Genomic DNA, 14208 nt, shown 5'->3' on the forward strand with positions numbered 1-14208 from the left:
ACTGATCCACCCCGAAGGGCTTCACCGTTCGACTTGCATGTGTTAAGCACGCCGCCAGCGTTCGTCCTGAGCCAGGATCAAACTCTCCGTGAATGTTTACCCGTAATCGGGTCCACACCCGCGTTGAGCGGCACGGCAACCACCGGAATAGGGCGGCCCCGCGCACTGCGTCCTCGCTAGTGTTTGTTTCAAAAGGAATCTCCAACCCCAGGAAACCTGAGGCCGGGGATGTCAACATATCTGGCGTTGACTTTTGGCACGCTGTTGAGTTCTCAAGGAACGGACGCTTCCTTCGGACCGCCTTCCAGCGGACCCTCCGGGCTTCGTTCTTTCGTGTTTCCAGCTTACCAGACGCTTTCCGCTCCGTTTACCGGCGCTTCATTCATCCGATTCCCGCTGGCGGGATTTCCTGCGAACTTCGTCCCGAAGCCTATCAAGGCTTTCGGAGTGCTCAGTCCGTGGGATTTGCTTCGTCGGAGGGCGCGCATTTCGTGAAACGCGCTCGCCTCGATTCGGCGGTGTCGTAGACACTAACGCCCGGGCCCGACTGTTGTCCAGTCGGTCCCAACCGTTCAAACCTACTAGCCCACCCACACCACGTCAATGGTTTGGCCGGGGTGAGAAGAAGAGTAGCAGGTCAGAGGCCTGTCGATCACATCGGCTCAGGCCGCGACGGGCTGGAGGTCCGCCCGGTCGGCCGCGTCCAGATCACCGGACTCGCCGTCCTCGGCGGCCTTTCGGCCCAGCACCAGGGCGTAGACGAGGAAGGCCGCCTCGGCGAGCACGCCGATGGAGATGCGGGCCCAGGTCGGCAGGCCGGACGGGGTCACGAAGGCTTCGAGGACGCCGGAGACCGCCAGCACCGTCGCCAGGCCGATCGACATGCCGATGATCGCGCGGCCCTGTTCCGCCAGCGCCACCGCGCGGGTCCGCGGGCCGGGGTCGATGACGGTCCAGCCGAGGCGCAGGCCGAGCCCGCCGGCCACGAAGACCGCGGTCAGCTCCAGCAGGCCGTGCGGGATGAGCAGGCCGAGGAAGACGTCGAGGCGACCGGCCGAGGCCATCAGCCCGACGCCGACGCCGAGGTTCACCGCGTTGGTCCACATCACGTAGAGCACCGGAATGCCCAGCGCGATCCCGAACAGCAGGCACTGCACGGCGATCCAGGCGTTGTTCGTCCAGACCTGCGCCGCGAAGGAGCTGGCCGGCCGGTCCGAGTAGTACGTCTCGTACTGGCCGCCGGGGCGGGTCAGCTCCTGGAGGTGCTCGGGTGCGACCAGGCTGTTGCGGACCTCCGGGTGGGTGGCCACCCACCACGCGAGCAGGACGGCGGCGACCATCGAGACGATCGCCACCGGCACCCACCAGCGGCGCGCGCGGTACAGCGCGGCCGGGAAGCTCACCGTGTAGTAGCGGGCGACGTCCTGCCAGCCGTTGGTCCTGGCTCCGGTGACCGCGCTGCGGGCGCGGGAGACCAGGCCGGTCAGCCGGCTCACCAGGGCCGGATCGGGCGCGGCGGCCTGGACCTTGGCGAGGTGTCCGGTGGCGCGCTGGTAGAGCGTGACCAGCTCGTCGGCCTCCTCCCCGTTGAGCCGGCGCCGCCGGGCGAGGGCGTCCAGCCGGGCCCACTCCCCCTGGTGGGTGGCGACGAAGACGTCCAGGTCCATTTCGGCGGCTCCATGATCGGCGGCGGGCGCGGACGTGCGTGCGCGGGTGGGTGCGTACGCGGGCGGGCGGGTCCAGGCTGGCTGTCCGGGCCGGCGGGTCCGGGCGGACGCGTGCGGCCCAGCATGCCAGCAGGGACCGCCGCCCTGGCCGTCGGGATCTCACTTCCCGTGCGCCCGCCGGGCCCCGTATGTTGGCGGCTGCGGATCAGACTGCGGAGAGCGGGTCACGGGGGCGCCGGTCCGGGGTGACTGCCTCCCCCGGGTGCAGCCGCTGTCCCAGGGGTGGATCTCCATGGGCGAGCCGTACGGGCTCCAAGAACGTGAACGGACAGGTGTCTTGAGCGACCTGGTGACGGGTGAGGCGGTCGTTCTCGGCCTCCAGACGGCGAAGCTTCCCAGCAGGGCCCTGGCGATCGTGATCGACCTGTTGGTGGAGTTCGCCGCCCTGCTGGTGTTCACGCTGGTGCTGAGCGTCGCCCTGATCGGCCTCGACAACGCCGCGCTGGCCGCCACGATGATCGGCCTGACGGTGTTCTTCCTGGTGGCCGTGCCGGTGATGATCGAGACCCTCACCCGCGGCCGCTCGCTCGGCAAGGCCGCGCTCGGTCTGCGGGTGGTGCGCACCGACGGCGGGCCGGTGCGGTTCCGGCACTCGCTGGTGCGCGGGCTGGTCGGCTTCTTCGAGATGATCGTGCTGACCGGCGCCCCGGCCGTGATCACCTCGGCGGTGCACTCGGACGGCAAGCGGCTCGGCGACATCTTCGCCGGGACGGTGGTCGTCCGCGAGCGCACCCCGGGTGCGGGCGGTTCCGCCGCCCCGCTACCGCCCGTGCACCCGCAGCTGCTGCAGGCGATGGGCCACGAGCTGGTCGCGATGGACCTGTCCGCCGTGCCGGAGCCGCTCTGGCTGGCCATCCGCCAACTGCTCGGCCGGATTGGCCAGTTGGACCCGGCGGTGATGAACCAGATGTCCACCCGGCTGGCCGGGGACCTGTCCGCCAAGATCGGCCACCCGGTCGCGCCGGGGCTGCACCCGGCGGCGTACCTGGGCGCGGTGCTCACCGAGCGCCAGCGGCGCGAGTGGATGCGGGCCCGGGAGCAGCAGTGGGCGGCCGGCCCGATACCCGCCGGGGCGGTACCCGCTCAGCCGGTCCCCGCCCAGGCGCCGGCTCCCGTGCCGGCTCCGACGGACCCGGCCGGTCGGCCCACCCGGGTCCTCGGCCTGCCGCCGCAGCAACAGCCCGCTCCCATGCCCCCGGCCGTACCCGCGGCCCCGGCCACCGCACCGACCGCCCCGTCCCCCGACAAGCCCGCCGCCGACACCGGCTTCGCCCCGCCCGCCTGAGCCCCGCCCGCCTGAGCCCCGGCCACCACGGCCGTACGGGCCCGCTACTCCTCCTCCGCCCCCACCCGCCAGGCGTTCGGCGGCGACTCCAGCTCCTCCAGCTCGATCCCCTCCGCCGCCAGCACCACGTCCCCCGCCAGGTGCACGACCTGCTGCTCGCCCGTCTCCAGGTCCGCCACCTGGTACCGCTCGACCAGCAGCGGCCCCGAATCCGTCTCGTGGGTGTCGACGCCCTCCAGCAGCCACCCCTGGTCGAGGGTGCGCGGCGCCAGCACCGGTTCGGTGAAGGCCACCAGCCGCACCCGCGCGCTCGCCCCCTCCCGCAGCCGCAGCAGCCGGGCGGTGGCGACGAGGAAGCCCGGCGAGCGGCCGGTGAAGGCGTGCGCCCGGTCGTGGCCCTCCACCGCGTGCTCGCCGCCGGGGTCGGCCGCGTCGGTACGGACCCAGGCCACCCCGTCCACCGCCCCGCCGCGCACCTGCCAGCCGCCGGCCCGCAGTTCCATCCGCAGCGGCCTGGCGCGCGAGTCCAGCGTGAGGTCGGTGCTGCCGAGCACCCGGCCGTCCGGCGCGTAGGTCTTGGAGACGTACCGCCAGCCGGCCGCCCCGGGGGCGCAGCTGAAGCGCTCCTCCCCGAGCAGGACGTGGTCATGAGGGTCATGGAGCGAGTACCGGCCGTTGGGCATGCCGGAAAGCCTACGTGCGCCGCGTGCGCGCTCCGCGTGCAACCTTCCGGCCGGTGCCCGCATCAGAGCGGCGGACGGCGCGGCGGCGCGTCGCCACCACGACGAGAGGGGGTGCGGATGGCGAAGCAGACGCGCGACGTGGAGTTCACGGAGTACGTGGCCTCCAGGAGCGGCTGGCTGCGCAAGGTCGCCTATCTGCTGTGCGGGGACTGGCACCGGGCCGACGACCTGGTGCAGGAGTGCGCGACCAAGCTGTACGTGAACTGGTCACGGGCCGGCCGGGTGGAAAACCTGGACGGCTACGCCCGCCGGGTGCTGGTCAACACCTTCCTCGCCGAGCAGCGCACCTCCTGGTGGCGGCGGACCTCGCGGACCGCGGCGCCGGTCGACGTCGCGTCGGTGGCGGCCGACCTCGACGCCCACCTCGACCTGCGCGAGGCGCTGGCCGCGCTGCCGCCCCGGCAGCGGGCCACCGTGGTGCTCCGGTACTACTGCGATCTCACAATCGATCAGACCGCTGATGCGATGAGCTGCTCCTCGGGCAATGTGAAGAGCCAGACCTCACGCGCTCTCGCCACCCTCCGGACGACTCTCACCCCTCGTCCCACCACCGCCGAGAGGACGCCATGAGGACGCACGAGCAGCGTGATCTGACCGCCCGGCTGAGCGCCCTCGCCGAGGCCCCGGCGCCGCCGCCCGCACTCGACGCCTCGGCCGTGATCGCCCGCGGGCGGGTCCGGCTGCGCCGCCGCCGGCAGGCCCTGATCGGTGTGGTGGCCGGGTCGACCGCCGCCGTCCTGGCCGGGGTACTGCTGTTGCGCCCGGCCGGGGGCCCGCCCGCACCGGCCGTCCCCGCGCCCACCGCCCCGTCCTCGGTCACGCCGTCCCCGACCGTCGCGCCGACCCCGGCGGCCGCCACCGGCCCGCTGAGCACGGAGGTCCGCTTCGGCTGGCTGCCGCAGTGGCTGGCCCACCCGGCCGTCGGCTACGCGAACAGCGACGGCCGGTCCGTCGCGACCGCGGCCACCACGGTCGCCGTCCTCAACGCGGTCCCCGACCTGAAGCTCCAGCTGCTGCGCGACACCGACGAGTCCCCCGCCCCCGGTACGCACACCGCCACCGCGCCCTCGGTCGCCGGCCGGGAGGCCCGCTGGCTGGTCACCGACGGGTCGGGAACCACGATCGGCCTGCACTGGATGACCGGCTCCGGCCGCTGGGCCGAACTGCGCGCCACGGTGTGGCTGGGGTCGAAGATCCAGGACGACCTGCTCCGGGTCGCGGCCGACGTCCGGTTCGGCGGCTCGGACGTCCCGTTCCCGGTGCGGCCGACCGGCGTGCCCGCCGGTCTCAGGCTGCGGACCGCCGAGGTCCACCGGCCCACCAAGGACTCCGAGCCCAAGTGGAGCGCCATCCTGTCGTACACCGTCGACGACAAGTGGCTGAGCGTCACGATCCAGCCGGACGGCTTCGGGACGTTCGCGGACGGCCGGACGGACGGCGGCACCCCGGTGTGCCGGGTCGAGAAGGGCGTCCGGCTCTGCGCCAACGGCACCGCGGCGCGGGCCCCTTCGGTCCAGGCGGCCGGCGGGCTCGCCGGCCTGCTGGAGCGGTTCGACGTGCTCGGCGCGGACGAGGCGTCCTGGGCCCGCTGACGCGCCCCGCACACGCCGACGGCCGGCGCCCCCGGAGAGGAGGCGCCGGCCGTCGGATCGTCAACCGGTCAGTAGCGGTACTGCTCGGCCTTGTACGGGCCCTCGACCGGAACGCCGATGTAGTCGGCCTGCTCCTGGGTCAGGGTGGTCAGCTTCACGCCCAGCGCGTCGAGGTGCAGGCGGGCGACCTTCTCGTCCAGGTGCTTCGGCAGCACGTAGACGCCGATCGGGTACTGCTCGGTCTTCGTGAACAGCTCGATCTGGGCGATCGTCTGGTTGGCGAAGGAGTTGGACATCACGAAGGACGGGTGGCCGGTCGCGTTGCCCAGGTTCAGCAGGCGGCCCTCGGACAGCATGATGATGGTGTGGCCGTCGGCGAAGCGCCACTCGTGGACCTGCGGCTTGACCTCGGTCTTCACGATGCCGGGCAGCTTCGCCAGGCCCGCGATGTCGATCTCGTTGTCGAAGTGACCGATGTTGCCGACGATCGCCTGGTGCTTCATCTGCTCCATGTGCGAGGCGAGGATGATGTCCTTGTTGCCCGTGGTGGTGATGAAGATGTCGGCGATCGAGACGACGTCCTCCAGGGTGGTGACCTGGTAGCCGTCCATCGCGGCCTGGAGCGCGCAGATCGGGTCGATCTCGGTGATGATGACGCGGGCGCCCTGGCCGCGCAGCGACTCGGCGCAGCCCTTGCCGACGTCGCCGTAGCCGCAGACGACCGCGACCTTGCCGCCGATCAGGACGTCGGTGGCGCGGTTGATGCCGTCGATCAGCGAGTGGCGGCAGCCGTACTTGTTGTCGAACTTCGACTTGGTGACGGCGTCGTTGACGTTGATGGCCGGGAACAGCAGCTTGCCGTCACGGTGCATCTCGTACAGGCGGTGGACACCGGTGGTGGTCTCCTCGGTCACGCCCTTGATCGTGGCGGCGACCTCGGTCCACTTGTTCGGGGTGTCCTTGAGGGTGCGGTTGAGCAGCTCCAGGATGATCCGGAACTCGTCGTTGTCCGCGGTGGACGGGTCCGGCGCGGCACCGGCCTTCTCGAACTCGACGCCCTTGTGGATCAGCAGGGTGGCGTCGCCGCCGTCGTCCAGGATCATGTTCGGGGTCTTGCCGTCGGGCCAGGTCAGGGCCTGCTCGGTGCACCACCAGTACTCGTCCAGGGTCTCGCCCTTCCAGGCGAAGACCGGCACGCCCTGCGGGTTCTCCGGGGTGCCCTCCGGGCCGACGGCGATGGCCGCGGCCGCGTGGTCCTGGGTGGAGAAGATGTTGCAGGAGCACCAGCGGACCTCGGCACCGAGCGCCGTCAGGGTCTCGATCAGGACGGCGGTCTGCACGGTCATGTGCAGCGAGCCGGTGATGCGGGCGCCGGCCAGCGGCTGCGACTCGGCGTACTCGGCGCGGATCGCCATCAGGCCGGGCATCTCGTGCTCGGCCAGCTGGATCTCCTTGCGGCCGAACGGCGCCAGGGAAAGGTCGGCGACCTTGAAGTCACCGGTGATGTCGGTCGACATGCGTCTGCTCCTCGCTGATGGGGGTGGGGCCAAAGGTCCGGGCGTGCTTCGCGCGCGTCAGGCCGTACGGGTGCACGGCCACGCCGGGACCGCCGGATCCGCGCTGGACCGGCCTCCCGTTGCGCAGCACAAACCGTCGGAGGACCTCTCTCCCTCGACCGGCGCACACCCTACGGGTGCGGACCGCCGATCGACCGCCATCAGCAGCGACGTTCTGGCTCTGGTGACGAATCTACACTGACGGCCCCGTCGGCCGTCCGCCGATGACCGATTTCGGCCTGCGGTCCGACCGGGCCCGAGGCCGGCCCGAGCCGGGCCCGTGAGCCGTCCCCCGGCCGTGGCCGGGGGACGGCTCAGTGCTCGCCGCCGGGGCCCGGGCCGCCAGGCGTGGCGGCCGGGTCCTCGCCCGCCGCGGCCTTCTCGGCGCTGTAGACGTCGGGCTCCAGGTAGATCGCCCGGGCGATCGGGACGACCGAGCGCACCCGCTCCTCGGCCGCGTCGATCGCCTCCGCGACCCGGGCGGCGCTGTCCTCGGCGTTGACGGCGATCTTGGCGGCGACCAGCAGCTCCTCGGGGCCGAGGTGCAGGGTGCGCATGTGGATCACCCCGGTGACGGTCTCGCCGTCCACCAGCGCCTCCCGGATCCGGCGCACCGACTCCTTGTTCGCCGACTCGCCGAGCAACAGCGACTTGGTCTCCAGGGCGAGCACCACGGCGATCACCACCAGCAGGACGCCGATGCACAGGGTGCCGATGCCGTCCCAGACGCCGTTGCCGGTGATCACGGTGAGCCCGACGCCGAACAGCGCCAGCACCAGGCCGATCAGCGCGCCGGTGTCCTCCAGCAGCACCACCGGCAGCTCCGGAGCCTTGGCGGTGCGGATGAACTGGATCCAGCTCTGCTTGCCCTTGGCCTTCTCCGACTCCCGCATCGCCGTCAGGAAGGACCAGCCCTCCATGCCGATCGCGAAGACCAGCACGCCGATCGCCCAGCCCCAGGCGTCCAGGGTCTCCGGGTGGCTGATCTTGTGCCAGCCCTCGTAGATCGCGAACAGGCCACCGACGCTGAACAGCACGATGGCCACCAGGAAGCCGTAGATGTAGCGCTCGCGGCCGTACCCGAAGGGGTGTTCCTCGTCGGCCTCCCGGCGCGCCCGCTTGCCGCCGATCAGCAGCAGCACCTGGTTGCCGGAGTCGGCCACCGAGTGCACGCCCTCGGCGAGCATCGAGGAGGAGCCGGTGAAGCCGAAGGCGGTGAACTTGGCAGCCGCGATCGCCAGGTTCGCGGACAGTGCCGCGATCAGTGCCTTGGTGCCGCCTTCGGTACTCATGCCTCTTCTTCCTCACGGTCGGCCAGCGTCGTCGAGCGCTTACCGTACCGGCCGGGAGGCCCCGTCCGGCCGGCTGCCTCAGGACTGCGCGGCCGCGAGCCCCAGGTAGACGGCGGCGAAGTCGGTCAGCGCGACCAGGTCGGCCAGCGCGTGCAGCGCGTCCGGCCGGGTGCTGGCGTACTCGGTCAGCCGGACGTCGTGGGCGGCGGCCAGCCGGTGTGCCCGGGTGACGCCGAAGCTGCGCGGCCCGGCATCCTCCTCCGGCACCTCGACCGGGCCGTCCTGCCCCTGCTCCGCCACCGGGCCGGCCGCGCCCGGGACGTGCCGCAGCAGCAGGACCTGCAGGTGCAGCGGGTCCGGCTCCTCGACCCGGTCGCGGAAGAAGTCGTCCGGGTCGGCGCCCGCGCCCAACTGCCCGGTGAACATGCCGCGGTGGGCGGTGAGCACCTGCGGCAGCGGCCCGGCCAGCGCCGGGCGCCCGGCCCGGTCGGCCAGCTGGGCGGCGAACCGGGCGGCGGCCGCCCCGGCGATCGGGCCCTCGGCCCACAGCAGCGGGACCGTCCCGGCCAGCCGGGCGGCCAGGCCCTTCGCCGGGTTGGTGTACGCGGCGGCGTCCGGGCGGCAGCGCACCGCGGCGGCGTCCAGCAGGTCGGCGACGGCCGGCAGCGCGTCGTACGGGAGCTGGGTGAGGCCGATCTTCTGGGCCAGCGCCAGCATCGGGGCGAGGTGGGACCAGAGCGCCGCCGGGTCCTCGGCCGGCAGGTCCGGCTCGGCGGCCGCCACGGGCGCGAGGTCCTCGGACAGCACCGAGGTCGTGAACGGCAGCGGCAGCGCGCGCACCTGCAGTGCGGCCTCGGCCAGCGCGCTGCCGGCCGGGGCGGTGACGACGATCGCGCAGCCGCGCGCGTACGCCTGTTCGGCGAGGCTGACCAGGCCCTGCTCGCCGCCGTCGGCGGAGCTGATCACCAGCAGGTCCAGCGGGCCGGCCCAGCCGGGCAGCTGCCAGCCGAGCCCGGCGGTGAAGGCGGGCCGGGCACCGGCCCGGTCGGCGCGCGGGGCGGCCGCCTCGGTCGGCGGGAGCGCGGTGACCAGGGAGCCCGTGCCGGCCAGCGCGGACAGCATCTCGGCGGCGGTCAGCGCGCTGCCGTGCCCGGCGACCAGGACGGCGCGCGGACGGCCGTCCGGACGCAGCCGGTCGAGGCCGGCCGCCTCGGCCTGCCGCAGCGCGGTGCGGACCCGCGCACCGGCGCCGGCCAGAGCCAGCAGGGCGCGGTCGTGGTCGGCGCGCTGGAGCGCGACCGGGTCGTCGAGCAGGGTGTCGTCGAGCATGCGGCGAACCTCCGGCTGCGGTCCTCTGGGCGCGCGCTCCGCTGCGCGCCGGGCGGTCGGGGTGGGGCTTCGCCCCCAGGATCACGCCGGGCGGCGGGCCTCGTCCACCAGGAGGACCGGAATGCCCTCGCGGACCGGGTACGCGAGGCCGCAGTCCGCACCGGTGCAGAGCAGCTCGGGCTGCTCCTCGGTGCCGCCCTCGGCGAGCGCGGCCCGGCACTGCGGGCAGACCAGGATCTCCAGCAGGAAGGATTCGAGCTTCATGGGGCTCTCCAAAGTTCGGGGGTGGCACGGAGGTGCCCCGGCCGATAGGAAACCCTACCGGCCGGGGCACCGGGGCCCGTGGTCAGGCGCGGGGCTCGGACCGTGGCCCTCGGGCCTCGGGGCTCAGCCGCGGACGACGGCGAGCACGCCGTCGCGCAGCTCGGCCATCTTCGCCGGGTCCTTGGCCTCGACGTTCAGACGCAGCAGCGGCTCGGTGTTGGAGGCGCGCAGGTTGAACCACCAGTCCGGGCCGGCCACGGTCAGGCCGTCCAGCTCGTCCACCGTGGTGCCCTCGCCACCGGCGTAGGCGGCGCGGACGGCGGCGGTGCTGGCGGCCTGGTCGGCCACGGTGCTGTTGATCTCGCCGGAGGCGGCGTAGCGGTCGTACTCGGCGGTGAGCGCGGACAGCGTGCCCGGCTGCCCGCCGAGCGCGGCCAGCACGTGCAGCGCGGCGAGCATGCCGGTGTCGGCGCGCCAGAAGTCGCGGAAGTAGTAGTGGGCGGAGTGCTCACCACCGAAGACGGCGTCGGTCTCGGCCATCTCCTGCTTGATGAAGGAGTGGCCGACCCTGGTGCGCACCGGCTTGGCGCCGAGCTCGCGGACCACCTCGGGGACGGTCCAGGAGGTGATCAGGTTGTGGATGATCGTCGGCTCGGCCTCGCCGGCGGCCTTGGCGCGGGCGACCTCGCGGACGGCCACCAGGGCGGTGATCGCCGACGGGGAGACCGGCTCGCCGCGCTCGTCCACGACGAAGCAGCGGTCGGCGTCGCCGTCGAAGGCCAGGCCCACGTCGGCGCCGACCTCGCGGACCTTGGCCTGGAGGTCGACCAGGTTCTTCGGGTCGAGCGGGTTGGCCTCGTGGTTCGGGAAGGTGCCGTCCAGCTCGAAGTACATCGGGACGAGCTCGATCGGCAGGCCGTCGAAGACGGTCGGCACGGTGTGGCCGCCCATGCCGTTGCCGGCGTCCACCGCGACCTTGAGCGGGCGGATCGCGGTGAGGTCGACCAGGCCCAGCAGGTGGTCGGCGTAGCCGCGCAGGGTGTCCTGGGCGGACAGCGCGCCCGGCTTCACGTCCCTGACCGGGACGGTGACGGTGTCGTCCTCGGCGGTCCAGGACTCGACCAGCTCGCGGATCTCGGCCAGGCCGGTGTCCTGGCCGACCGGGGCGGCGCCGGCCCGGCACAGCTTGATGCCGTTGTACTGGGCCGGGTTGTGGCTGGCGGTGAACATCGCGCCGGGCAGGTCGAGCTTGCCGCTGGCGTAGTACAGCTGGTCGGTGGAGCACAGCCCGATCTGCACCACGTCGGCGCCGTAGGCCGCCGCGCCCTCGGCGAAGGCCAGGCTCAGCGACGGCGAGGAGGGCCGCATGTCGTGCCCGACCACGATCGCGGACGCGCCGGTGACCTGCACGAACGCGGCACCGAAGGCCCGGGACAGGCTCTCGTCCCACTGGTCCGGGACGACGCCTCGGACGTCGTACGCCTTCACGAGCTGCTTGAGGTCGCGCACTGCGGCTCCACCCTGGTCTTAGGACTGATCACGATACGTCTGGGCCACCGCGCGTCCGGTCGACAGGCGCGGTGACGGTAGACGGGCAGCGTACCCGGGCCGGACGAACGCCCCGTGCCGGGTGAGGCCTCAGTTGTCGGGCGAGCGCAGGACCCGGAGGTGGCCGCGGCGGCCGCCCTCGGTGGACTCGCCCTCGGGGAAGCGGCCCTGACGGGGGGTCTGCGGGCGGGCGGCCTCGCGCACGGCGTTGGCCAGCGCCTCCAGGTCGTCGCTGCTGCGGCGCAGCGGCCCGGCCTCCGCGGCGAGCCGGACGACCTCCCAGCCGCGCGGGGCGGTGAGGCGCTCGGCGTGCTCGGCGCACAGGTCGTAGCAGTGCGGCTCGGCGTAGGTGGCGAGCGGGCCGAGGACGGCGGTGGAGTCCGCGTAGACGTACGTCAGCGTCGCGACGGCCGGCCGGCCGCACGCGGTCCGCGAACAACGACGTACAGAGCTCACGAGGGTGGACGGTACCGCACTCCCCGCCGGGGAGCGAAGACCGCCTGCCCGGAGGGGGTGCCGTGTCGTCCTCCGGGCGCCGGGGCCGCGGATCCGGCGCCCCGTGTGATTCCCCGTCGGAGTGGTCCACTTCCGACCGTCCAAGGACTACCCTCGGCAGTGATATGGACAGCTCCGCACCGCAGTCATCGACAGGCCCGGCGCGCCGCCCCCGGCACCGCGACCGGCACGGGCGGGGCCTGCGCGGCCCACTGGCGCCGCCCCAGGTGCCGATCTCGCTCACCCGCTCCGAACTGTTCGACGACTACGTGCGCGAGTCGGTGGAGCGCCTCGAGCGGCGTTGGCCGCAGTTGATCGAGGTGGAGTTCGCCGTGCAGGAGGTGCCGCTGCACGAGCCGGACGGCGCCGACCCCGAGGACGGCGTGCCGCTCGGGCGGGTGTCGCCGGGCGGGCAGGGGCGCAAGAGCCAGATCGTGGTGTACCGGCGGCCGGTGGAGATCCGGGCGAAGACCCGGGAGGACCGCGCGGCGCTGGTGCACGAGATCCTGATCGAGCAGGTCGCCGAGCTGCTGGGGCTGTCGCCGGACGCCATCGACCCGCGCTACGACGAGGACTGAACCCCGACGGGGGCGGCACCAGGCGGTGCCGCCCCCGTCGGCTGCTCGGAGCCGGACGGCTCAGCGCAGGACGACGCCCGGGTCCTGGCCGGCCTGCGGGACCTTGACGGTGCTGCGGTCGTCGCGCAGCGCCTGGACGGTGAACATCGGCACGTCCTTGGTCGGCTGGGACAGCATCCGGGCAGCCACCACGGGGCCGCCGGAGACGGTCTCCACGGTGAGCGCGAAGGTCCCGTTCAGCCCGGCGGGCTCGGGTGCCGGAAGGGCGACCGTGCCGCCGGCCGGGACCTGGACCTCCTTGGTGGCCGGGGTGCCGCCGCCGCTGCCGGCCGAGGCGGTGACCCGGACGGTGGCGGCGTCGCCGCTGGAGGTCAGGTAGAGCGTGGAGGCGCCGGCCCGGTTGTCGGCGACGGTGGCGCGGGCGCCGACCGGGTTGCTGCCGGCCAGCCAGGCCGCGTCGGTCTTGCCGTTGGCCGCCGCCCGGTCGACCCGCAGCCCGGCCACGATCGGGGTGCGGTGCTTGTCGTCGCTGGGCGACAGCCGCAGCCCGGCGACCTCGTCCCGGGTGACCTTGCCGAGGTCGACGGCGGCCACCATGCCGGCCTTGACGTGGATCGACTCGTTGCCGGCCGGGCTGAACCAGCCGTTCTTGCCGGACAGCTGGATCTTCAGGTCGGCGTCGTCCTCCGGCGGCGCCCAGACCACCAGGCGGGCCGAGGCGGTGTCGGCGGGCAGGCCGGGCAGCACCTGGACGGGGGCCGGGTCGGCCGAGGCCGGGACCCAGTCGGCGCCCTTGCCGCTGTCGGCGGCGTGCAGCGCGGCACCGACCCGCCCGGAGCGTGCCACCACGTGCACCGCGAGGTCGGCGACCGCGCCCTTGCTGATGGTCGACAGCAGGATGGCCTGGGAGCTGCCGGGCGGGACGGTTATCCCGTTGGCGGCGTCGTTGTCGATCAGGCCCTTGTCGCCGTACAGCTTGATGTCCACCACCGCGGCGGAGGACTCGGTGTTGACCAGGCTGACGTAGTCGACTCGGTCGGCGGCGGTGCTGGCCCCGGCGAACCAGAAGCCGGTCCCGGCGGGGGTGCAGGTGAGGCCGGACAGGCCGAGGCCGCGCGGCTCGGTGACCACCGTGGTCTGGGTGACGGTGAAGCCGGGGGCGAGGACGCCGGTGGCGACGGCCCCGGTGCCGGGCGCGGCGTCGCCGTTGGCGGCCGGGCCGGTGGCCGGGGTGCCGGGCTTGGGCACGGTCAGCCGGGCGTCGGCGGGCGCCGCGTTCTTGTCCTGGACCGGGGCGGCGGGGGCGCCCGAGCCGGTCGGCGCCGGGGTGGCGGGCGCCGCCGGCGCGGTGGTCGGCGCCGGGCTGGCGGGCGCGGCGGGCGCGGCCGCGTCGGAGAGCCAGCCGGCCCCGCCGGTGGCGGAGCCCGTCCCGGGCGGGGTGTAGGCGGTGAGCGTGGTCGAGCCGGTCAGGCCCTGGAGCGGCTGCGGGCAGACCGCGGACGTCCGCTCCACCTGCGCGGTGGTCGGCGTCACGCCGGCGGCCGCCTTGGCCGGAGCGGCCGGCGGGCGCACCTCGGCGATCCCGAACACCGCCGCGAGCACCACGGCCGCGGCCAGCAGGGACGGGGTGGTCCTGGCCGCGCCGCCGGCCCCTGCGGCGAACCGGCTGCGGCCGGGCCGGGCCGCCGGGGCCGGGCCGGACGGCTCCGCCGCGAAGGCGGGCCCGGCCGGCTCGGCGGCCGCGTCGGCGCCGGACTTCTTCCTGAACGCGGGCTTCTTCATCGCGGGCTTCTTCATCG

The 14208-nt window shown here is 73.6% G+C and carries 13 protein-coding genes and 1 rRNA gene; 4 read left to right on the forward strand and 10 right to left on the reverse strand.

Features of this window, described 5'->3' with window-relative positions; all coding sequences use genetic code 11:
* Together ACIQ87_RS24690 and ACIQ87_RS24695 are read right to left on the reverse strand one after the other, a co-directional pair.
* Nucleotides 1-93 (reverse strand): 16S ribosomal RNA (locus ACIQ87_RS24690); the annotation flags it as partial.
* Between the two features lie 569 nt (nt 94-662).
* Nucleotides 663-1667 carry a stage II sporulation protein M gene (locus ACIQ87_RS24695; RefSeq protein WP_402410159.1) on the reverse strand — a complete coding sequence of 335 codons (1005 nt, stop codon included), beginning with the start codon at nt 1665-1667 and terminating at the stop codon, nt 663-665.
* Between the two features lie 337 nt (nt 1668-2004).
* On the opposite strand from ACIQ87_RS24695, the gene ACIQ87_RS24700 reads away from it, so the two are divergent.
* The gene (locus tag ACIQ87_RS24700; protein ID WP_402410160.1) at nt 2005-3012 is read left to right on the forward strand and encodes an RDD family protein; all 1008 of its coding nucleotides are present in this window, start codon (nt 2005-2007) and stop codon (nt 3010-3012) included.
* 44 nt (nt 3013-3056) lie between these two features.
* On the opposite strand, the gene ACIQ87_RS24705 is transcribed toward ACIQ87_RS24700, so the two are convergent.
* Nucleotides 3057-3695 (reverse strand): hypothetical protein, encoded by a 639-nt coding sequence (locus ACIQ87_RS24705; protein WP_392924524.1) that lies wholly within the window; start codon nt 3693-3695, stop codon nt 3057-3059.
* Between the two features lie 117 nt (nt 3696-3812).
* Here ACIQ87_RS24705 and ACIQ87_RS24710 point away from each other — a divergent pair, with 117 nt between their 5' ends.
* On the forward strand, nt 3813-4325 hold the full coding sequence (locus tag ACIQ87_RS24710) for a SigE family RNA polymerase sigma factor (protein ID WP_402410162.1): 513 nt from the start codon (nt 3813-3815) through the stop codon (nt 4323-4325).
* Nucleotides 4322-5347, forward strand: coding sequence for a hypothetical protein (locus ACIQ87_RS24715; RefSeq protein WP_402410164.1), 1026 nt, complete (start codon nt 4322-4324; stop codon nt 5345-5347). Before ACIQ87_RS24710 ends, ACIQ87_RS24715 begins: the two co-directional genes overlap by 4 nt.
* A gap of 68 nt (nt 5348-5415) precedes the next feature.
* Here ACIQ87_RS24715 and ahcY read toward each other — a convergent pair whose 3' ends face one another.
* The 6 genes from ahcY to ACIQ87_RS24745 all read right to left on the reverse strand — a co-directional run bounded on the left by ahcY (nt 5416) and on the right by ACIQ87_RS24745 (nt 11792).
* On the reverse strand, nt 5416-6864 hold the full coding sequence (gene ahcY, locus ACIQ87_RS24720; RefSeq protein WP_380459922.1) for an adenosylhomocysteinase: 1449 nt from the start codon (nt 6862-6864) through the stop codon (nt 5416-5418).
* Between the two features lie 353 nt (nt 6865-7217).
* A complete protein-coding gene (locus ACIQ87_RS24725; RefSeq protein WP_402410165.1) occupies nt 7218-8195 on the reverse strand; it encodes a cation diffusion facilitator family transporter in 978 nt (325 codons plus the stop codon).
* A gap of 78 nt (nt 8196-8273) precedes the next feature.
* The gene (locus ACIQ87_RS24730; protein ID WP_402410167.1) at nt 8274-9524 is read right to left on the reverse strand and encodes an SIS domain-containing protein; all 1251 of its coding nucleotides are present in this window, start codon (nt 9522-9524) and stop codon (nt 8274-8276) included.
* Between the two features lie 81 nt (nt 9525-9605).
* A complete protein-coding gene (locus ACIQ87_RS24735; RefSeq protein WP_375895850.1) occupies nt 9606-9788 on the reverse strand; it encodes a Trm112 family protein in 183 nt (60 codons plus the stop codon).
* Between the two features lie 123 nt (nt 9789-9911).
* Nucleotides 9912-11297, reverse strand: coding sequence for a phosphomannomutase/phosphoglucomutase (locus ACIQ87_RS24740; RefSeq protein WP_402410169.1), 1386 nt, complete (start codon nt 11295-11297; stop codon nt 9912-9914).
* A gap of 129 nt (nt 11298-11426) precedes the next feature.
* Nucleotides 11427-11792, reverse strand: a complete 366-nt coding sequence (locus ACIQ87_RS24745; protein ID WP_402410171.1) for a DUF3499 domain-containing protein — start codon at nt 11790-11792, stop codon at nt 11427-11429.
* A 164-nt stretch (nt 11793-11956) separates the two neighbouring features.
* Between ACIQ87_RS24745 and ACIQ87_RS24750 the strand changes: the two genes are divergently transcribed.
* A complete protein-coding gene (locus ACIQ87_RS24750) occupies nt 11957-12409 on the forward strand; it encodes a metallopeptidase family protein (RefSeq protein WP_392884459.1) in 453 nt (150 codons plus the stop codon).
* Nucleotides 12410-12469: 60 nt separating this feature from the next.
* On the opposite strand, the gene ACIQ87_RS24755 is transcribed toward ACIQ87_RS24750, so the two are convergent.
* A complete protein-coding gene (locus ACIQ87_RS24755; RefSeq protein ID WP_402410173.1) occupies nt 12470-14206 on the reverse strand; it encodes a DUF5719 family protein in 1737 nt (578 codons plus the stop codon).
* Between the last annotated feature and the right edge of the window lie 2 nt (nt 14207-14208).

The organism is Kitasatospora sp. NPDC096204 (genome assembly GCF_044763205.1).
In the GTDB taxonomy this organism is placed as follows: domain Bacteria; phylum Actinomycetota; class Actinomycetes; order Streptomycetales; family Streptomycetaceae; genus Kitasatospora.

Coding starts and splice junctions, on each gene's coding strand:
- ACIQ87_RS24730 (WP_402410167.1), bottom strand. CDS start 9,524: ATGCTCGACGACACCCTGCTCGACGACCCGGTCGCGCTCCAGCGCGCC.
- ACIQ87_RS24710 (WP_402410162.1), top strand. CDS start 3,813: ATGGCGAAGCAGACGCGCGACGTGGAGTTCACGGAGTACGTGGCCTCC.
- ACIQ87_RS24750 (WP_392884459.1), top strand. CDS start 11,957: ATGGACAGCTCCGCACCGCAGTCATCGACAGGCCCGGCGCGCCGCCCC.
- ahcY (WP_380459922.1), bottom strand. CDS start 6,864: ATGTCGACCGACATCACCGGTGACTTCAAGGTCGCCGACCTTTCCCTG.
- ACIQ87_RS24705 (WP_392924524.1), bottom strand. CDS start 3,695: ATGCCCAACGGCCGGTACTCGCTCCATGACCCTCATGACCACGTCCTG.
- ACIQ87_RS24715 (WP_402410164.1), top strand. CDS start 4,322: ATGAGGACGCACGAGCAGCGTGATCTGACCGCCCGGCTGAGCGCCCTC.
- ACIQ87_RS24695 (WP_402410159.1), bottom strand. CDS start 1,667: ATGGACCTGGACGTCTTCGTCGCCACCCACCAGGGGGAGTGGGCCCGG.
- ACIQ87_RS24725 (WP_402410165.1), bottom strand. CDS start 8,195: ATGAGTACCGAAGGCGGCACCAAGGCACTGATCGCGGCACTGTCCGCG.
- ACIQ87_RS24735 (WP_375895850.1), bottom strand. CDS start 9,788: ATGAAGCTCGAATCCTTCCTGCTGGAGATCCTGGTCTGCCCGCAGTGC.
- ACIQ87_RS24755 (WP_402410173.1), bottom strand. CDS start 14,206: ATGAAGAAGCCCGCGATGAAGAAGCCCGCGTTCAGGAAGAAGTCCGGC.